The sequence below is a fragment of the Roseofilum acuticapitatum BLCC-M154 genome, from assembly GCF_030068475.1.
In the GTDB taxonomy this organism is placed as follows: Bacteria; Cyanobacteriota; Cyanobacteriia; order Cyanobacteriales; family Desertifilaceae; genus Roseofilum; species Roseofilum acuticapitatum.
In genome coordinates this window covers 1-18,984 of the sequence record NZ_JAQOSP010000031.1, presented here as the reverse complement: position 1 = coordinate 18,984, position 18,984 = coordinate 1, and the positions used below count along the sequence as shown (strand labels likewise).

Sequence of the window (18,984 nt, the reverse complement as noted above, 5' to 3'; positions counted from 1 at the left end):
CGATCGGACTCAAAGGAATCGACTATGAAAATCCAATTTGATGAACAATCTGATGCTCTTTATTTACGACTTGATAATTCAACGATTATTGAATCTGAAGAAGTAAAGCCAGGGATCATCTTAGATTATAATGAACATAATCAAGTGGTAGGGGTGGAAATCTTAAACCTTAATCATAGAGTGATATCAAGTCCGGATAAAGGGTGAAGAAGCGGGCAAGATGCCCGCACTCCTCTAATCCCTTGATATTACTGGAGTGGGAGCGTCTCGCTCCCTAAATTTTTAATCATGGTATTTCCGCTTCGCGGACATGAATAATCGGACTTGATATTACCCTTGCTGATTTTAAAAAAGTGGAATTGGACATTTGCTAATCCAGAAGGGATCGAGTATTTGGGTTTAGCCGAACTCAATCTTGCTGATGTCTAGAAAATCTCTCAAATTAGCCGCGCCCTTTGCCATCCTCGAACGGAGTTAATCACATACAAAATCGAGGAGGGGTTAATCATCTCCAAAGTAATCGGGTATTCGTGGATCAGATGCCGATCTAAAAGCCAAGCGCGGAATGTACCTCCTAAGAGTCCACAATTTAAGGGAGGAGTAATCCATTTTCCCTGCCAATAGAGGACAACATTGGCGATACTCGATTCTGTAATCTGATGATTTTCGTTCCACAGAAGCACATCATCGCAGCCGGTTACCGCAGCACTAGCTTGAGTGTAAATCTGGCGATGGGTGGTTTTATGGTAGAGCCAAATATTGCCAGAGTCGATGGGTTGGGGGGCAAGTTTGAGGGTGATGGGGGTGGAGGGAGAGGGGGGAGAAATGGGGGAGGATTCTAGGGTTAATGCTCCTTGGGAGTCGATCAATAGGCGAATTTTGTGGGGTGAGGGTTTGAGGGTGGGGGCGAGGGTTTGCAGATGCTGGAGGAGTTGGGGAAGGTCGAGGGGAATTTTGAAGTATTCGGCAGAGTCCTGAAGTCGTTGCAGGTGGTAGGAGAGCAGGAAATAGCCAGCTTGGGGAGTCCAGAGGAGGGTTTCTAGGAGAGAAAAGGGGGGCTGTTGTTGGCTGAGGATCAGGGATTTGATGTAGCATTCTTGGTATTCTTCTTGACTGTTGGAGTCGGCGATGATGCCGCTACCGATGCCATATTCGACTTGTTGGCTATGTTGGTCGATGAGTAGGGTACGAATGGCGACGTTAAATTTGGCTTTGCGTCCGGGACGCAAATACCCGATCGCCCCGGTATAGATGCGTCGGGGAGAGCGTTCGAGTTCTGTGACGATCTCCATGGTGCGAGCTTTGGGTGCGCCGGTGATGGAGGCACAGGGGAAGATATTGGCGAGAATTTGGCTCAGGGGCGATCGCGTTTGAGCAGTGACAGTTGAGGTCATTTGCCAGACGGTGGCATAGCGTTCAACTTCAAACAAGCGGGGGACTTGCACAGTGCCAATGGTGGCGACTCGCCCAATATCATTGCGAACCATATCCACAATCATCACGTTTTCGGCGCGGTTTTTGGGGGAATGGTGCAGCCATTGGGCAAGCTGACGATCTTCGGCTAGGGTTTTTCCCCGTGGGGCGGTTCCTTTCATGGGTTTGCTGGTGAAGGTGGAGCCGTCGAGGGTGAAGAAGAGTTCGGGGGAGCTGGAGGCAATGATATAGCGCCCCATGTCGAGGTAAGCGGAATAGGGGGCTGGGGGCGATCGCCTGAGAAAATTGAGTGCCCACCCTGGATCGCCTCTAAAGGGCGATCGCAGACGGAAGGAGTAGTTGACTTGGAAGGTGTCGCCTTGGCGGATGTAATTCTGAACGCGGGCGATCGCCTGATGAAACTCCGCTTCTGTCAGTTCACTTTCCCAGGTGATTCCCGGATCGTCCACATGGGTGTAGAGCTTGATGAAGTCTTGGGGGGTTAAGATATGGGAGGGGCGATCGTACAGAGCAAACCAGAGTTGAGGAAAATCCGGATCTTCATGAACCCTTAAAGCGCTATCAAAGAGAGGAGAAGCTTCATAACTGAGCATCCCCACAGCATAACAGCCCTGTTTTTCTACTTGATTTTCAATTTCCTCTAAAGTAGCGATCGGATTCCCAGAATTAGCGGTTACACAATAGACTTTGATTGGGTTTTCAAACTGTAACCAATGGTGGGTTTCAGATTCGTAAATATAGGCAAGATAGTGGGTCTTCATTCCCAATTCTTCCAATTTATAGGTGGGAAAATCAGCAGATTCTTTGAAAGTATCTCTAATATCATACTATATCTTCCCTCTATTTGGTTGGCTATCGCTACGTGATTTCACCCATTTATTCTGGCGGGGCTGGCAAGAAAGATATAGAAAGGTCTATAATTGTAACAATCCTGTTGTTCTCTAGAAGACATCTCTTACCATAAGAATTAGGATTAATAGGGTCATCTATTAAAATCAGAGGTGCTGTCGAATGTTAAATTATCCATTTTCACCCCTACTCACTCCTGCTTCCCCTACGAAACAGAGCTTATCCGTTAACGATCGCATTGAGGGGTTTAGCCAGTTAGTCTCTAGTATGATTCAGTCCCTCTCTACAGCAGATCTACCAGAAGGGGTAGAACGGGAAGATTTAGAAAAGGCTTTAGAGTCCTTCCGCGATCGCAAAATTCAGCAAATTCAAGAGCAATTATCCCCAAACCGTTAATCCTTACCCTCAATAGCCATGACAAGCCTTAAACTCTACACCCATTTTGATCCATAGTCTTACTTTTTTATCTTGTTTTAACCTGGGTGTAAGGAGACTTGGTGTAAGGGCAATGTTATCGTAAACGTTGTCCCCTTTCCCGGTTCAGATTCACAAGAGAGTTCGCCCCCATGATGATCGACAATAATGGCATGACATAAGCTCAAGCCTAGACCTTTCCCCTTACCTACTGGTTTGGTACTATAAAAAGGGGTAAATAAACGCTGGCGAATTAAATCTGACATCCCTACCCCATTATCAGCGATCGATATTGCGATCGATTGCATGGGTTGATTTTCGGTGGTAATGGTAATTGTGGGACTCTCTCGATTAGGCTGATTTTCCCAAGCACTATCAATGGCATCAATCGAATTGACCAATAGATTCATAAACACCTGATTGAGTTGTCCAGCATAACATTCAACGGGCGGTAACACACCATAATTCTTGATCGTTTGAATCATCGGGCGATGGGCATTAGCCTGTAAACGGTGATTAATAATCATCAATGTACTTTCGAGTCCATCATGAACATTAACTCGTTTCATCTGAGATTCATCTAACCGGGAAAAAGTTCTTAAAAATAACACAATTTCCCGAATGCGAGAAGCTCCATTTTTCATCGATTCCAATAAATCAATACAATCAGATTGTAAGAACTCTACATCAATATCTTCACGGAATTTTTCAATGGCTGTTCCAGGTTGAGGAAAAGTTGTCTCATAGAGCTGAACCAAGTCTAATAAATCCTGAAGATAAGCTTTGGCAAAATCAATATTGCCATAGATAAAGCTCACAGGATTATTGATTTCATGGGCAATCCCAGCAACCAGTTGACCAATAGAATATTTTTTCTCACTTTCAATCAGTTGAGCCTGGGTTTTTTGCAATTTAAGTAAAGCCAGTTCTAATTCATGGGCTTTTTCTTCAGATTCTTGAACTGCTTTTTGGGATCGATCGTACAAATTAGCTTGATAAATGGCAATCGCTAATTGTTTAGCCACATGAATTAATAGGGTAACCTCTGATTCTTTCCAACGCCGCGATCGCTTACATTCATGGGCAATGAGTAACCCCCATAATTCCTCTTTAATAATGATTGGGACAATCAGATTAGAGCGCACATCAATTTTTTGTAAAAAATCGATATGACACCGATCTAGATTAGAGGAGAAAATATTATGAATCACTCTAACTCTGCCATTTTGATAAAGACTTGCATAGTCTTGAGAAAAACAATTATCTGCTCCTACTTTTCCCAAAGTTGATCCCCAGTTGCCTACCACTTTTTCGACGATCACTTCACCTTTCCAGTCGGATTGAAATTGATAAATTAAAACTCGATCTGTATCTAAAAGCTTTTGAATTTGATCGACTGCGGTTTTCCAAATTGTTTTTAAGTTTAAGCTACTGCGAATTTGGTCGGTAATTAACCGTAAAACCGACTCTTGTTCTTGAGCTTTCTTAAATGAAGTAATATCCGTATGAGAACCTGCTAAACGATAAGGAGTACCATCACTATAGCGATAACATAATCCACGGGCTAAAATCCACCGATAACCTCCACTAGGAGAGCGCAAGCGGTAGCTACTTTCATAAAATTGATTGCCTCCTTGAATATGGGCTTGGAGAGCAGCTTGATGGATGGCTAAATCTTCAGCATGAATTAAGGCTTCAAAATCACTAAATGTTTGGGGTAACTCCGCTTCAGAAAAGTCCAAAATTTGTTGCCAATTGGGATTGAAAAATATGCGTCCAGTGTGCAAATTCCAATCCCATAATCCTTCTTTAGAACTGGGCAGCGCTAGATGGAATTGGGGGAGATCGGAAGACATGGGATCATGAATAGACGGTAATAAGATTCCAGTGAGGTTCTGATGCATAGGTTGAGGTGATGGTGATAGAGATCAGGTTAATCTTGGCGATAGGAGATCGCCGCATAGAAGGGGTCTCCTCCTCCCCAACCCATGAGTTGCAAGAGTGCCGGAACTTTAGGTAGACGCACGATTAACTCAGGTGCGGTAAATCCAGAGACGGCTTGAATATACTGTTTAACCAGCTTGAGGCGGGTTTGATCCGTGCCATCGCGCCAAATTTGAATCGCTTTTTGATAAAACATGCGGTTAGAAAAACTGACGATGAGAACTCCACCGGGTTTAAGGATGCGGTGAATTTCGCTAAAGATGGCATCGGGATATTGTAGATATTGTATGGAGACACAATTGAGAACCGCATCAAAGGTTCGATCTTCAAAGGGAAGTTGCAGGGTTTGATTAAGGTCTTGCACCCAATAATGGTCTAAGCGGCGATTTTTGGCTAATTCTTCCTCATTCAGACCATGGCCTTCCACATGCTCAAAGGCGATCTCGTCAGGAAGATGGGAGACCCAACTACTCATTAAATCTAGGATGCGAGTTTGGGGTTGGAGGCGATCGCGGTAAAGATCGGTTAACTGCTGGATAAACCCCTCATCCACATGGGTGACGAACCGAGGAAAGGCATAAAATTGGCGATCGTCGCTAGAATCAAGTTTAGTCCGGTCTTGGGGATGTAAGAGCATGATTAATTCAGTTCAACCTTAAAACTGTAAACTTAAAATTAAATATGGCTTCCTTTTACACTATAAAGGATTCCCCAGGTTTGGCCCGATCCCTGTTTCCCTGGTGAGGATAGTTTGATGACGAGCAGTATTATTTCCAGTATTATTATTATCTTTCTAGTGGCGATCGCCGGTCTGTCGGGTTCCTTAGTCATCATTCAGGAACCCTATCAAGCCTTAGTAGAGCGCTTGGGAAAATACCACCGCACCCTAGGGCCTGGGGTTAACTTTATTATTCCCTTATTCGATCGGGTCGTGATCCGAGCCTTAATGAGCGAGCGGCTATTGGATGTTCCCCCCCAACAAACAATCACTAGAGATAATGTATCCTTAGCCGTCGATGCGATCGTTTACTGGCAAATTGTCAACCTAAAACGGGCTTACTATGCCATTGACAATATTGAAAATGCCCTAGAAAACTTAGTTTTAACCAATTTGCGGGGAGAAATTGGTCGCCTAGAAATGAACCAAACTTTTTCCGGGATTAAGGAAATTAATCGATCGCTGCTAGAGCAAATTGACTCGGTTACCGATTCCTGGGGCGTGAAACTCATCCGGGTAGAAGTGCGGGATATTACGCCACCAAAAACGATTATTGAATCTTTAGAAAAAGAGCGAGCAGCAGAAAGTAAACGACTGGCTTCTATCATTGAAGCCCAAGGTGGAGCGCAATCGATGAAAATTCTAGCTGATGCTTTGGGTATGGATGCTAAAAGCCCTGAGTTTATCCAATTTATTATTGCCCGACACTATCTCGACACGAATGAAAAGCTTACAGCTAGTCCCAACTCCAAGGTTTTCTTTATGAATCCTAGCGTTCTCAATGAAACCTTAACGAACCTACTCGAATATGAACGGTCAAACTTAAAGAATATCGATCTTCCCCCAACTTCCTCTTCAGGAAATAGTTCAGAATGCAACCCTGATAGTTAAACCCTGTGGTCTAAGCCTCTTCTTCTTGGGAATTGGCTAAATGGAAGACTATGCGAAAGGCTTCATCTAAAGTAGTATGTTCCTCAGTTTTAATGCGTTTGATTTTGGTTTTATTCAATTTAGCAATTAACTCTCTATAGGTTTCTTGTTCAGCCGAGGCATCCTGACGATTAATGGGAGAAATAATCCGATAATTGCAGCCATAGCGCTGACACTCCAAGCTACCATATTTGCGGAGTCTACCATTTGGATTAATGTAAGAGAGAACTTCAAAATCAACCACTCTAGTTGTCATACCCTTAAACTCTTGAGATTAGAACCAAGGGTTAATCCGGATACAGACCCTGATTAACCCTTATACTCTAATCATTCCAGATTTCTAGCCAAATTGCTGTGACGGATGTAAGTTCATTGGGTGATATCTCTGAGAGCAGGGGTTGATCCTGTGCAACCGATCGCGGTGAGCGATCGCCTCCTCACCTGTGATCTCGATCGCATGGCCTCAACTCTGATAACCCGGTAGTCGTCCCCTCGATCCCCGTTGAATGGTGGTCATTTCCTCCACATTGGGGAATACACCCACGCCCACAATACCCGATAACTCTGGTTTCACCTCCACTTTCACCACCCTAGCCATACAGATCCAAATGGTGCGATCGAACAAATGAAACGTTAACCAAGGGCGCTCTAATAGCAAATTAACCTGTTTTTGAAACTCCTCTGGAGCAATAGGTAAACTAAAAGACTCTGATTCTCCCGTGTCGTAGAAAAAGGTAATTTCTGTTGCGTCTGTGTCTTCAGCATACATCAGTGGTTCGCTCCTACTTTATCCTGGATACTATTGTACCCCCTGATGGGAGATGGGGCGATCGCTTTGATCAAGATAATCTCATTGAAGCTTTTCAATGGACTTGTCAGTATTACCCCAACCCCCAATTACCAAGGCGTACCAATCATTGTAAACGCCGCCCAATAATAAGGATGAGAAAAAGACACACTTCCCTGGGCCAACTCCTCCGGCAGCACAATCCCCCCTTGTCCCCTCGTTCCCCGCAACTGTCCTCCATCCAAACTCACCTCACCCTGCAACATCGCCAACTGCGCCCGACGCAAAGCTTCCCCACGAGTCGGTGCAGTTTCCAACTGGTCATAAAACTTACTCATCAGCGCCAACGTCCCCAAATCGCTACTGTACCAAAGACTCGCCAACGCCGACTTCGCCCCAGACATCACCGCCAACCCTGCAAACCCCAACTCCGCCTCCTCATTCCCTAACGCCGTTCGACAAGCACTCAACGTCAACAAATCCACAGGAGGATTACCCCACTCTAACCCCCTCATCTCCGGCAGTTGAATCTGCGACTCCCACAACTGAATAAACGAATTCTCTGGAGCGCCATCCTGGAAATCCGCATGGGTGGCTAAATGAATAATCGGAAACTCTCCCGTCTGATGCTCTGTCCGCAAATTTTCCACCGTAAACGCCTCATTCAGAAAGCCCCTCTCTCCACCAATCTCCCGCAACTCCACCGGAACCGCAGGTAAAGGGGGCATCTTCTCAAACTCCGAAGCCCCCATGGCCAAAACCTGCGCCCCCTGCAAATTCCGATACTCTGGCAAGGTCAGGCTAAAACTGGGAATCAGCCCCAAGCCATACTTCTCAATTAAAAAACGCTCCCCATCATGCAAAACTGCCATGGGTAAAGACCTCAATCCCACATCCGGAACCATCACCAGCATCTCAATTCCCTGCTCCTCTAATGCTGATTCCAATGGCTCAATTAGCAATTCATGCAACCTCTGCGCTGGTGGCAAATAATTGGTCGTTCGCAACTTCAACTGATTAGTCACCTCCTGACGCAACTCCTTCACCAGCGCCATCACCTCCTCCCGCTTCACCTGGGGAAAATCTACTTGTATCGGTTCCTCATTCGCTGTCACCAAAATCAAGTGCAACGTATCCTCTGGATGGGGCAGACAAGCCGGGGGTTGCCGGGCCCCTTCTAGCTCCACAGGAGTCGGAACCGGACACACCAGCGCCGCATTCTCCTCCAACTGCCGACGACCAAACACCACATAAATCAATCCGGTTTTTACAGGCGCTTGACTGGCTTCCTCTAGCCAACTCTGAATTTCCCGCAACTGCAAAATCCGCCTATTATTCTCCAAACCCAAATACACCTCATATTCGCGGGTAAATTGAGCCTCCAAAGCGGCGATCGTTTCATCTAAATTCACCTCATCAGCAGAGAGCAAAAGAGGTTGCGCCCCATGCTCCCGTCCCAGCAGCACCGCATTCACCGCACTCCCCACACCATTGTCTGAACTCCCCTCTCCCGATACCGGCACTCCAACCCCTGGAAGCACTGAAGGAACAACAGGAACAGCGCCACCATTACCACTACCACTACCATTTCCACTCCCTCCCCCAGAATTAGAGGGTGCAGAGGTAGGAAACTCCGAGATAGAAGGACTCTCTGTAGGAATTAAAGGAATAGCAACCGGTGCAGTGGGTACAGGAGGAGTAACCGGTATCGTTATCGGTACACTTGGCTCTACCGTTGGCTCCTCAATGGGTGATGTTAGAGCAGTATTAATCGGTGTAACCGTTGTCGGGGTTAACCCATCATCGGTCACAATTTGGATAGTTCCCAAGGTAAACGAATCGGCAAACTCTTGATTCGATAAAGTAAACGCTCCCGTCGTAATCACCCCTTGAGTGCCATTCACCCCACCATTTCCGACTACAAACGGCTGTATCGGTGCATTCAATGTCCCTCCCTGATGCCGAATTTCAATCGTTCCCCCACCCAGTCCTCCAGCAGTCGAGATGCTGGCATTTTGGCCATTTTGGTCTATAAACGTTCCCCTAGCCTGGAAAAATCCCCCCGTAGACTCAGCAAACACATTGCCCCCGTGCCTTCAGTTCCCCCCTGAGCATTAATAAAACCCACTTGCACATTGCCAATGGGGTCAAGAAATACAGAACCTCCATCTCCTGTAGTGGCGCTGGAGTCAATATCACCGGTCGTAATTGAAACTTGCGCTTGGACATTAATATCACCTCCGGCTGTATCTCCCGCAGAAGTGAGATTTCCCGTAGTGATGCTACCCGTGGGACTGGTTAGAGTGAGACTGCCACCGCTTCCCGTGGCTGATGTATCCAAATCTCCCGTTTGAATATTGCCTTGGTTACTGGTTAAACTCAGAGGCTGACCACTGGTACTAATATCTCCCGTAGTCACGTCATTAATGGTCGTAATGGATAACCCATTGCCCCCGGTGGTAACCTGCCCTTGAATATTTAAACGATTTAAGGGATTAGTTTCCCCCAGATTACCATTCAGGCTAATCTCTCCCGTACCCGATTCTAAAGTTAATCCAAAATTACCATCAATTGACCCGGCAATATTGAGATTACCCTCTCCAGCTCCCGTACTCAAAATTGCATCTGCACCCAGAGCAATTACACCATTGAGATTAATATCATGATTCGCTGTAGTAATATCAGCATTTAAGTTGATTTGAGAACCCTCTAAACCAATCGAAGCATTATCCACTCCTGTCAGTGAGCCATTTACCGTTACACTCGCTCCCGTTTGCATTGTAATCGGGTCTTGAAACGTTAAATTCCCCTCAGTAACAATTGCGCCAGATAAGGTATTGCGTCCCACAGTAATCGACTGAAACCCATTTTGCCAGTTTTGAATATCTTCACTGCTGATTTCTAAAGTATTGGAGTCATTATTATCTGTTCCTCCCAGTCGAATATTTTGGCTATTAGTGAACGGTTCTATGGTTAGATTTCCAGTACCAGCCAGGGAACCCTCAAAACTCATGTCATCGGCAACCAAAGTAATATCGCCAAGGGGAACAGAATTACCCACTGCACCAAAGAATTGTAGGTCTCCTGTACCGGTTTGTACCGTTAAGTTTTCTCCCCCTGCTGTTGCCCCATCAACCGTATTATCAAAAGTCAGGTTACTATTCTCGGTGCTGAAGGTAACGCTACTACCTAAAATTACTGCATCATTATAGCTCTGCTCTCCTGTCGTAGTGATATCTGCATTAATTTCAGTCGTTCCCCCTGCATTGGTTCTGATTTGACCAGCATTGACGGTATCATTAATCTGAGTCAATCCTGTACTATCAATGGTGAAATTAGCTAAGGGATTTGTGCTGCCAACTTTGCCATTAAAGGTAATATTTCCTGTGCCTGCATCTACCTTGAAATCTTGCGTTCCATCCAGGGTTTGCCCAAAGGTAATATCCCCATTGCCACTTTCTAAGATTACATTGTCATTGACTTGCACCGACCCATTATAGGTTTGCGCTCCGGTTGTGATGACATTACCATTCAAGGTGGTATTGCCATTCAGGGTTAAACCGGTTAATGGGTTAGGAGTTCCCACCGCGTCAGAAAATATAATTTCTCCTGCATTGACGGTTAAATCTTCGGTTCCTGAAATGGGATTAGGAAAAGCTATATTAGCGCCACCACTGTCTAAAGTAACGGAGTTATTCAGTTGCACGAATCCATTATAGGTTTGCGCTCCGGTTGTGGTAATATCGCCATTTAGGGCTGTGGTTCCATTAACGGTTAATTGATTTAAGGGGTCAATACTCCCGACTGCATCCGCAAAGGTAATATTATCACTATTAACGGTTAAGGTGTGAGCGCCATCTACTGTATTGACAAAGCTGATGTTACCGTTACCACTCTCTAAAATAACTGAGTTATCCAATTGCACTGAACCCGTATAGGTTTGATCTGTTGTAGTGGTAACATTGCTATTGAGTCTTGTATTTCCATTAACGGTTAAACGATTTAAGGGGTCAATACTCCCCACCGCGTCGGAAAAGGTAATACTATCACTATTAAGGGTTAAATCTTGAGCGCCATCCAGGGTTTGCCCAAAGGTAATGTTATTGGTGCTGTTGAGGGTGAGATTATCGTTTAATTGAACGGCATTATTATAGGTTTGGGTGTCTGTGGTGGTAATGTTTGCATTCAGTTGAGTGGCTCCGGTAACGGTTAAAGAATTTAAGGGGGTTGTGTTGCCAACAGGACTGGTAAAGGTTGCGCCTCCTGAGTTGAGGATTAAGGTTTGATTGCCATTGATGGTATTGTCTAAGTTGATGAATCCGCCGTTACTGTTTAAGGTGATATCATCCACTAAATTCAAGGGGGGAGCCAGGGTCATGGCTCCATTAGAGGTTAAATTATCGTCTAAATTGAGGAGTTGGCTACCTTGAATATTGAGTTGACCAGCACTTTGAATTCCAGTAATTCCTGAAACGGTACTCACGGTATTTTGAGGAGGGTTAATTAAGATATCGCCGGTGTCGAGAAAGAGATTGCCAGAACGAGTAATAGCAGCCAATTGACTTCCTTTAATATACAGAGAATCGGCTGCTGTGCCAATGGTATGAGCATCTAAAAGAATGTTACCATCAAATATAGCTGAATTAACTGGTGAGCTATCTAAGATATTTCCAGTAGCAATAAAGTGTCCGGTTTGATTGGGGCTTAAGGTTAAGGTGTTGAAAAACTCTAGAGTTTCTCCTTTGAGAACAAGCGTATATTTTCGAGCAGGAGCAGGATTGCTGCTATTGTTGAGATTTAAGGCTGCAATGCTAATCGTGCCTGTATTTTCAAGAGTGACGGTTCCTGAAATATCAATTTGTTGGGTGAGTTCTACTTCACTCAAGCTGAATTGTCCGGGAATATCTGGGCCGAGAAAAATATTGGCATTTTGATTTTGAGGACGGATCAGTAAATCACCCGTTCCGGAAATTATATTGTTAATAAAGGGCAAATCAGAAATAAGGCTGATGTTACCCGTGCCAGCACTAATGGGAGCTTGAACATTTAAGGCAACGGAACCCCCTGTAGCTGCCTCAATGTTAATGTCTCCTCCTCCAGAGTCAATACCCCCTTCAATGTTGACTCCATTTACCATTCCCAATCCTACGCTAGTTCCTGTGAGATTAATTGCTCCACCCCCAGAGTTGAGAGGTGCAGTTAGACTAATACCATTACCGTCACTTTCTCCTGTCATGTTAATATCACCGCCTTGCGTGGAAATGGGCGCATTGATGGTGACGGATCGACTTTGGGCTTGTAAGGTTAAGTTTAGGGAGTCTGGAGTAGTGAGATTACTGTCAAAAATTGGCCGATTGATAAATATTCCACCTTCTGCATTTAAGGTTAAGGAACTATTGCCAATGTCATTAAAATCTAAGTCAGTGGATAAGGTGATATCACCCTGTTGAGTGCCTCCAGTTCCTGTGGTAATTTCAACATTTGAGCTGTTTTTTAAGGCATTTCTAAGTAAGTCAATGCCTAATTTGGCGGTATCTCCTGTGGGTGAAAAGGGATTACTGGTGTTAATATTAGTATTGCCATTTCCGGCAACAATATCCACATTGTAGGGATCGATTAACCATGTGCCTCCCTCCCCAAAGGGGGCGGAAGTATCGGGGGTTTGGGTGATGTCTAAGGACTGTAAGCCACTGGTTTCGATGAAGCCTCCGTTGCCGGAATGTTGCCCACCTCTGGCGCTTAGGGTTCCATAGATTCTGGCGGTTTCTTCGGCAAAAATGATGATTTGTCCCCCATCTCCGGCTTCTAAAGCGTCGGCGGAAATTTGGGAATTGGGGCTGATAAAGGTGCGGGAGGCGTTGGGTAAAATGCCTTGTCCTTGTATGTCTCCGCCGACAAAAATTTCACCACCGCCATTGATGCCAGAGGCGTTGATGTTGGCATCAATGACTCCTATTTGTTGTCCTAAAATCTGCATTTCTCCCCCTTGATTTCCCGATACATCGAGGCTGCCTGATGTGATATTGAGTCCACTGGATGGGGGTAGGGTGATGCCACTGCCGGTTAATTCCACTTGTCCCTGTGAATTGACGGTCATTTGGTTGGCATGACTGAGGAAACCGCCGGTAATCAGTTGGGGTAAGGAGGGGGGTTGAATGGGGGTTTCTGAGGTTGTGGGTGTTTCGGATAGGGGTAAGTCGAGGGTTAAAAGATGTCCTTCTTGGGAAATGCGGACGACTTGCTCGCCGGGAATGGCGGCAATGGTGATTTTTCCTCCAGGTGCTTCTAGGGTTCCCAGGTTAATGGTGGTTCCGCCTAGGAGGGTGAGGTGCTGTTGGGGATTAACGGTTAAGTTGCCTTCGTTGATGATTGTGCCGGGATTATGGTAGGGAAATTGGAATTCACTGGGTATACCGATTAAGTTGGCGTAATTATTCTCTCCTTGAGCATTAAACCAGGTGTTATTACCAAATCCGATCGCCGTTGCTGTGGTGGCAGTGAAGTCTGCGGGGACGTTGAGCTGGGCGTTGGGGCCGAAAATGATGCCCGCAGGGTTCATGAGATAGAGGTTGGCATTACCTCCAGCGACTTGAATGAGTCCGTTGATGAGGGACGCTTCACCTCCCACCACCCGACCGAGAATGTTTTGAATGTGGGGTTGGGCGATGAAGTTTGCGATTTCTCCAGGGTTTAAGCCCAGTTGTTGAAAGCTGTGGAAAAGATTGGAACCGGCTTGAGTTCCGCCAGTGATGTTATATTGATTGCCTATAGGAGTAACTTGGGTTCCGGTTGCGTCTGGGGCTGGGGTAATGGAGGTTTGAGCATAAGTGGGTAATGCACAGGAGAGAAGGACACACAGAGAAGTAATGGATTTCCACATGATAAAGTCGGCTGGGGAGTCAAGCTTTTCCCATCATAGCTTTGGGATTTTTGAATGTCTGAAGTTTGTATTTTATCTATCTAGGACTTGACAAATGAACCACTTTTCTGTGTACTACTATGGACTCATTCAAGAGATTGCCATTGCCTCAAGGATCTCAATTGACTCTCATAGATGAAGAGCAAAGAGAATCCCTCAGACTCAAGCTGATGAGATAGAGTATGCTGATGGTCTGAAGCCCCTCTTAAATGTAGAGAGTATCCCTACTGAGTCTAAACTCTTACCCCCTGAGTAAATGAGCGCTGTGCCAATTCCCCAACCCTCCCCCCAACCTAGCGGCAATCCCACTCCCCCATTGCCTATCAATTCCCCTAAAACCGCGAGCGAGGAGCAAACCCCAGTCCATGCTCTCAAAGAATTAGTCGCTCGTTTGCGCCGAGAGCAAAATAAAATCCAAGATTTGTTAATGTCTTTGGGATTTGCCCTGCGAAGTTTTAACAACCTCAATCAATTTCTAGAATTAATCCCCCTCATGGCAGCACGGGTAACCGATGGCGATGGAGGCGCTCTAGTCTTATTTCAAGCCAACGGGCAACTCAAACTCGAACAAATGCATTGCCATGACTCCCACCAATGCCAAGATATTCGCCAAGCCCTAGAAACAGTCAACCGTCAACTCAGAAATCGGCAAGCAGAAGGGGTGAACATGGAAGAAATGACCGTTTTGCTCGACCGGGAAATAGGTCATTATCTCGGTTGCCAGACCCAACTATTTGGCACAGCCGTAATTGTGAGGAAAACGGAACGGGCAAGATTGTATGTATTTAGTCGTAATCCAGAGTATACCTGGACAGAAACTCGCGAAAAACTCCTACGTTTAATTGCGGATCAAACGGCGGTAGCGATTGAGAATGATGAACTCTCAGTAGAACTGCGGAAAAAAGAAAGACTCGATCGCGAATTAGAAATAGGAGCAGAAATTCAGAATCAACTCTTACCCCATACCTATCCCCAAATCGAAGGCATAAAACTAGCTGCTCGCTGTCAAACAGCGAACCGAGTAGGGGGAGATTACTATGATTTTATTCCGATTCATTCGCCAGAAGGGTTAAAAGACTCTGATGCTCAAGTGACTCCTTTAGGACGCTGGTGTATTACCGTAGGAGATGTGATGGGAAAGGGAGTGCCAGCCGGTTTGATTATGACTATGTTACGGGGAATGCTGCGAGCAGAGGTATTGAATGGCCATTCCCCCGCCCGAATCCTGAAACATCTGAATCATGCGATGTACCAAGATTTAGAGCAAGCGAGCCGGTTTGTGACCCTGTTTTATTCTGAGTACGATCCCTTGAATCAGGTGTTATCTTATAGTAATGCGGCCCATAATCCGCCTCTGTTATGGCAAGCCTCGAATCAGTCGATTCAGCGTTTAGATACGATGGGAATGCTGATCGGTTTGGATTTGAACTCAGAATATGAAGATGCCCAGTCTAAACTGTGTCCAGGGGACATTATTATTTACTATACAGATGGGTTTACAGATGCATCGAATCGTAAGGGCGATCGCTTTGATGAAGATAATCTTATTGAAGCTTTTCAATGGGCTTGTCAGCATTACCCCAATCCCCAAGGGATTTTAGATTACCTGTTTGAGCGGGTGAATGGGTTTATGGGGTCGGGTAATGACCATCGGGATGATATGACTCTTGTCGTTATGCAGGTTGACCCCCATGGAAATTGAGCGATGGTTTTTGAGGATGGTAAATTATGCCCGTAGTTTCTAAGTTTAGCTTGTATGGTATTGGTGGTTGCCTAAGCGTTATTTTAGCCCAACAGACCAATGCGGATCTGGTGGCTAATGTGAAGACTGCTTTTGCGAATTTCGTGGAAAGTGGCCAGGTTTGGGCATTTATTTTAGGGATTATTTTAGGCTACATTATTCGCAAGATTACCACCTATGGTGGTTAGCTTGAGTTAAGGAGTAAACAGGACTATGACTGAGAAAAAAACCTGGAGCGATCGCTTTGAGAGTGCTTTACATCCGGCGATCGCCCGTTTTAATGCGAGTATCGGATTTGATATTGAATTAATTGAATATGATATCGCCGGTTCCATCGCCCATGCCCAAATGTTAGCCCACACGGGCATTATTTCCGCTTCGGAAGGGGAGCAACTGGTTCAAGGCTTAAAACAGGTTCTAGAGGAGTATCAACGGGGAGACTTTCAACCCACGGTTGATGCAGAAGATGTCCATTTTGCCGTGGAGCGTCGGCTTACTGAAATTACGGGCGATGTGGGTAAAAAACTGCATACTGCTCGCAGCCGAAATGACCAAGTGGGAACGGATACGCGCCTCTATTTACGAGATCAAATTGGTAAAATTAAGACTCAACTGCGGGAATTCCAGCGCGTGTTGATTGAGTTGGCCGAGCAGAATGTTGAAACTCTGATTCCCGGTTATACTCATCTGCAACGGGCCCAACCCCTGAGTTTAGCTCACCATTTGTTGGCTTATGTGGAAATGAGCCAACGGGACTGGGAACGGTTAACGGATGTGGCGAAACGGGTGAATATGTCCCCCCTCGGTTCAGGTGCTTTGGCGGGAACCACATTTCCCATCGATCGCCACTATAGCGCTAAATTATTGGGCTTTGAGCGCGTCTATAACAATAGCTTGGATGGAGTGAGCGATCGCGATTTTGCCATCGAATTTGCCTGTAGTGCCAGCCTAATTATGGTGCATTTATCCCGATTAGCCGAAGAAGTGATCCTCTGGTCTTCCGAAGAATTCCGCTTTATCACCCTCAAAGATAGCTGTGCCACGGGTTCGAGCATTATGCCCCAAAAGAAAAACCCCGATGTGCCCGAACTGGTACGGGGTAAAACGGGTAGAGTCTTTGGCCATTTGCAAGGCTTGTTAGTATTGATGAAAGGCTTGCCCCTCGCCTATAACAAAGACCTGCAAGACGATAAAGAAGCCATCTTTGATACCGTCAAAACCGTACAAGGTTGCCTAGAAGCGATGACCGTCTTAATGGCAGAAGGCTTAGAATTTCGTCCTTCCCGTCTCCAGGAAGCCGTTGAGTCTGACTTCTCCAATGCCACTGATGTAGCGGATTATCTGGCAGCTAAGGGAGTTCCCTTCCGAGAAGCCTATAATTTAGTGGGGAAAGTGGTGAAAACCAGTCTAGCGGCTGGAAAACTGCTGAAAGACTTGACTTTAGAAGAATGGAAAGCCTTACATGAAGCCTTTGAAGCGGATATTTATGAGGCGATCGCCCCTCGCCAAGTTGTAGCCGCCCGCAATAGCTATGGGGGTACAGGATTTGAACAGGTTAAACAAGCCTTAGACACGGCTCGGTCTCGTTTAAATACTGATACTTAAGGTGGCTTGGAAACCCCCCCACAAACTTTAGGGCGGCTCTTCTAATTTCAAATGGGGCTAATTAACTGGAGTTATCTAGAATTAGTCCCCATTAGAGCTGGAATCAACCTCATTTTCCTCCTTCTCTTTCTCCTCTTTCTCATTTTGGAGACTATCCATCGGAGAACGTCTACTGGTATAACCTCGATGAGTCCGTTTACGAAACTTACGAGCGTATGCTAGGTTTCTTTGAGCCTTTTCTTTTTTCGGATTACGGCGTTTCGCCATGTTCACCTCATTGGAAATCACTTATGGCACAGAAGAGATATTATAACGCTTCTGTGGGTAAATAATCAAGTTTTCTGCCCGACCCGATGCCCTCTCAACTCAGAAAGAGTTAAGCTTATCTGGGCGCTTGCTTCATCAAGTCTTGGACTTGTTCGGCATGGTAGGAACTGCGGGTCAGGGGAGAAGAGACCACTTGCAGAAAACCTAATGATTCTCCAAATACCCGCCAAGCGTCAAATTCTTGGGGAGTGACAAAGCGGTTAAGGGGGTAGTGTTTGGGAGTCGGTTGCAAGTATTGACCAATGGTGAGGATATCGCAGTTGACTTCACGTAACTCCCGCATCACTTGGCGCACTTCCTCATCCGTTTCGCCTAATCCGACCATGATCCCAGATTTGGTGTAGATTTGGGGGGATAAGGCTCGCGATCGCCTCAAAACCTCCAAAGAACGCTGATAATCACCTTGGGGACGCACACGCCGATACAACCGGGGAACCGTTTCCGTATTATGGTTGAGAACTTCTGGACAAGCGCTCAAAATCGCCTCCAGAGCCTGCCAATTGCCACAAAGATCCGGAATTAAAACTTCTATCGTTGTTTGGGGCATCAAGGCGCGGACAGCCTCAATACAACGGACAAATTGACTCGCTCCCCCATCCGATAAATCATCCCGATTAACCGCCGTAATCACCACATGCTTAAGTCCCATCCGTTGCACCGCTTCCCCTAACCGTTGCGGTTCAGTGGGGTCAAGGGGTTGGGGCTTTTTCTCAAAGTCGATATCACAATAAGGACAAGCCCTGGTGCAAGCTGGCCCCATAATTAGAAAGGTCGCTGTACCGGCACTGAAACATTCACCGATGTTGGGACAGGACGCTTCTTCGCACACTGTATTTAAGCCTAAATCGCGGAGGGTGGTTTTCACTTCACCCACTCGTTGCCATTGCGGGGCTTTTACCCTTAGCCAATCTGGTTTAACCGTCACCGTACTCTCTTATCCTGTGTTGAGTTACTGAAGTTTATGGTAGCAAGATTGGGGAATTTTCACCTCAATGGGGCGATCGCATGTTAGGATAAGGAGACCTAAATAATTTTCCGGGATGTAGCGCAGCTTGGTAGCGCACCTCGTTCGGGACGAGGGGGCCGCAGGTTCAAATCCTGTCATCCCGATTCATCTCAATTGCTTATGATGACAGAGTTCTCACCTGCGACCCCCTCTAACAGAGTGGGTATACTCACACATATTTCACACAAACTCACCATAACACCCCCCAAAGTGGATAGGTTTCAATGGGCTAAAAATGGGCAATTCTCTTGCCCATTTGTCGGGTTAGCTACAGCAGCCACTATTGGCGTGCTTAAATAACTTTTGCTCT

At 45.9% G+C, this 18,984-nt stretch carries 15 protein-coding genes and 1 tRNA gene; 7 read left to right on the top strand and 9 right to left on the bottom strand.

Going from position 1 to position 18,984, the window contains the following annotated elements; genetic code table 11:
- Window positions 1-24 precede the first annotated feature (24 nt).
- Window positions 25-207, top strand: coding sequence for a DUF2283 domain-containing protein (locus tag PMG71_RS04545; protein ID WP_283752457.1), 183 nt, complete (start codon window positions 25-27; stop codon window positions 205-207).
- A gap of 230 nt (window positions 208-437) precedes the next feature.
- Here PMG71_RS04545 and pabB read toward each other — a convergent pair whose 3' ends face one another.
- Complete coding sequence (gene pabB / locus PMG71_RS04540; RefSeq protein WP_283752456.1) at window positions 438-2,195, bottom strand: aminodeoxychorismate synthase component I; 1,758 nt, start codon at window positions 2,193-2,195, stop codon at window positions 438-440.
- Window positions 2,196-2,445: 250 nt separating this feature from the next.
- Here pabB and PMG71_RS04535 point away from each other — a divergent pair, with 250 nt between their 5' ends.
- A complete protein-coding gene (locus PMG71_RS04535) occupies window positions 2,446-2,679 on the top strand; it encodes a hypothetical protein (protein WP_283752455.1) in 234 nt (77 codons plus the stop codon).
- 77 nt (window positions 2,680-2,756) lie between these two features.
- On the opposite strand, the gene PMG71_RS04530 is transcribed toward PMG71_RS04535, so the two are convergent.
- Both PMG71_RS04530 and PMG71_RS04525 read right to left on the bottom strand, forming a co-directional pair.
- Window positions 2,757-4,553: an ATP-binding protein gene (locus PMG71_RS04530; RefSeq protein WP_283752454.1), complete on the bottom strand. Its 1,797-nt coding sequence runs from the start codon at window positions 4,551-4,553 to the stop codon at window positions 2,757-2,759.
- Between the two features lie 77 nt (window positions 4,554-4,630).
- Window positions 4,631-5,278 carry a class I SAM-dependent methyltransferase gene (locus tag PMG71_RS04525; RefSeq protein ID WP_283752453.1) on the bottom strand — a complete coding sequence of 216 codons (648 nt, stop codon included), beginning with the start codon at window positions 5,276-5,278 and terminating at the stop codon, window positions 4,631-4,633.
- 117 nt (window positions 5,279-5,395) lie between these two features.
- Here PMG71_RS04525 and PMG71_RS04520 point away from each other — a divergent pair, with 117 nt between their 5' ends.
- The gene (locus PMG71_RS04520; protein WP_283752452.1) at window positions 5,396-6,250 is read left to right on the top strand and encodes an SPFH domain-containing protein; all 855 of its coding nucleotides are present in this window, start codon (window positions 5,396-5,398) and stop codon (window positions 6,248-6,250) included.
- 10 nt (window positions 6,251-6,260) lie between these two features.
- Here the strand turns inward: PMG71_RS04520 and PMG71_RS04515 are convergent, their stop codons facing one another.
- From PMG71_RS04515 to PMG71_RS04500, 4 genes are all read right to left on the bottom strand, one after another.
- Window positions 6,261-6,545, bottom strand: coding sequence for a hypothetical protein (locus tag PMG71_RS04515; protein ID WP_283752451.1), 285 nt, complete (start codon window positions 6,543-6,545; stop codon window positions 6,261-6,263).
- Between the two features lie 207 nt (window positions 6,546-6,752).
- On the bottom strand, window positions 6,753-7,058 hold the full coding sequence (locus PMG71_RS04510; protein WP_283752450.1) for a hypothetical protein: 306 nt from the start codon (window positions 7,056-7,058) through the stop codon (window positions 6,753-6,755).
- 128 nt (window positions 7,059-7,186) lie between these two features.
- Window positions 7,187-9,157, bottom strand: coding sequence for a CHAT domain-containing protein (locus PMG71_RS04505; RefSeq protein WP_283752449.1), 1,971 nt, complete (start codon window positions 9,155-9,157; stop codon window positions 7,187-7,189).
- Window positions 9,106-13,956 (bottom strand): beta strand repeat-containing protein, encoded by a 4,851-nt coding sequence (locus tag PMG71_RS04500; RefSeq protein ID WP_283752448.1) that lies wholly within the window; start codon window positions 13,954-13,956, stop codon window positions 9,106-9,108. Before PMG71_RS04500 ends, PMG71_RS04505 begins: the two co-directional genes overlap by 52 nt.
- A 295-nt stretch (window positions 13,957-14,251) precedes the next feature.
- On the opposite strand from PMG71_RS04500, the gene PMG71_RS04495 reads away from it, so the two are divergent.
- Genes PMG71_RS04495 through argH form a run of 3 tightly spaced genes read left to right on the top strand, consistent with a single transcriptional unit; the run spans window position 14,252 to window position 17,341 of the window.
- Window positions 14,252-15,697, top strand: a complete 1,446-nt coding sequence (locus PMG71_RS04495) for a PP2C family protein-serine/threonine phosphatase (RefSeq protein WP_283752447.1) — start codon at window positions 14,252-14,254, stop codon at window positions 15,695-15,697.
- Between the two features lie 26 nt (window positions 15,698-15,723).
- The gene (locus PMG71_RS04490; protein ID WP_283752446.1) at window positions 15,724-15,924 is read left to right on the top strand and encodes a hypothetical protein; all 201 of its coding nucleotides are present in this window, start codon (window positions 15,724-15,726) and stop codon (window positions 15,922-15,924) included.
- Window positions 15,925-15,949: 25 nt separating this feature from the next.
- Window positions 15,950-17,341 carry an argininosuccinate lyase gene (gene argH, locus PMG71_RS04485; protein ID WP_283752445.1) on the top strand — a complete coding sequence of 464 codons (1,392 nt, stop codon included), beginning with the start codon at window positions 15,950-15,952 and terminating at the stop codon, window positions 17,339-17,341.
- Between the two features lie 81 nt (window positions 17,342-17,422).
- Here the strand turns inward: argH and PMG71_RS04480 are convergent, their stop codons facing one another.
- Entirely contained in the window at window positions 17,423-17,608 is a 186-nt protein-coding gene (locus PMG71_RS04480) for a hypothetical protein (RefSeq protein WP_283752444.1), read from the bottom strand.
- Between the two features lie 115 nt (window positions 17,609-17,723).
- Window positions 17,724-18,593 carry a lipoyl synthase gene (lipA, locus tag PMG71_RS04475; protein ID WP_283752443.1) on the bottom strand — a complete coding sequence of 290 codons (870 nt, stop codon included), beginning with the start codon at window positions 18,591-18,593 and terminating at the stop codon, window positions 17,724-17,726.
- A 111-nt stretch (window positions 18,594-18,704) separates the two neighbouring features.
- Between lipA and PMG71_RS04470 the strand changes: the two genes are divergently transcribed.
- Window positions 18,705-18,778: transfer RNA gene (locus PMG71_RS04470), tRNA-Pro, on the top strand.
- Window positions 18,779-18,984 lie beyond the last annotated feature (206 nt).

What these genes read in the sequence shown, in the direction of transcription:
- PMG71_RS04545 (WP_283752457.1), top strand. Translation starts at nt 25, where the DNA reads ATGAAAATCCAATTTGATGAACAATCTGATGCTCTTTATTTACGACTT.
- pabB (WP_283752456.1), bottom strand. Translation starts at nt 2,195, where the DNA reads ATGAAGACCCACTATCTTGCCTATATTTACGAATCTGAAACCCACCAT.
- PMG71_RS04535 (WP_283752455.1), top strand. Translation starts at nt 2,446, where the DNA reads ATGTTAAATTATCCATTTTCACCCCTACTCACTCCTGCTTCCCCTACG.
- PMG71_RS04530 (WP_283752454.1), bottom strand. Translation starts at nt 4,553, where the DNA reads ATGTCTTCCGATCTCCCCCAATTCCATCTAGCGCTGCCCAGTTCTAAA.
- PMG71_RS04525 (WP_283752453.1), bottom strand. Translation starts at nt 5,278, where the DNA reads ATGCTCTTACATCCCCAAGACCGGACTAAACTTGATTCTAGCGACGAT.
- PMG71_RS04520 (WP_283752452.1), top strand. Translation starts at nt 5,396, where the DNA reads ATGACGAGCAGTATTATTTCCAGTATTATTATTATCTTTCTAGTGGCG.
- PMG71_RS04515 (WP_283752451.1), bottom strand. Translation starts at nt 6,545, where the DNA reads ATGACAACTAGAGTGGTTGATTTTGAAGTTCTCTCTTACATTAATCCA.
- PMG71_RS04510 (WP_283752450.1), bottom strand. Translation starts at nt 7,058, where the DNA reads ATGTATGCTGAAGACACAGACGCAACAGAAATTACCTTTTTCTACGAC.
- PMG71_RS04500 (WP_283752448.1), bottom strand. Translation starts at nt 13,956, where the DNA reads ATGTGGAAATCCATTACTTCTCTGTGTGTCCTTCTCTCCTGTGCATTA.
- PMG71_RS04495 (WP_283752447.1), top strand. Translation starts at nt 14,252, where the DNA reads ATGAGCGCTGTGCCAATTCCCCAACCCTCCCCCCAACCTAGCGGCAAT.
- PMG71_RS04490 (WP_283752446.1), top strand. Translation starts at nt 15,724, where the DNA reads ATGCCCGTAGTTTCTAAGTTTAGCTTGTATGGTATTGGTGGTTGCCTA.
- argH (WP_283752445.1), top strand. Translation starts at nt 15,950, where the DNA reads ATGACTGAGAAAAAAACCTGGAGCGATCGCTTTGAGAGTGCTTTACAT.
- PMG71_RS04480 (WP_283752444.1), bottom strand. Translation starts at nt 17,608, where the DNA reads ATGGCGAAACGCCGTAATCCGAAAAAAGAAAAGGCTCAAAGAAACCTA.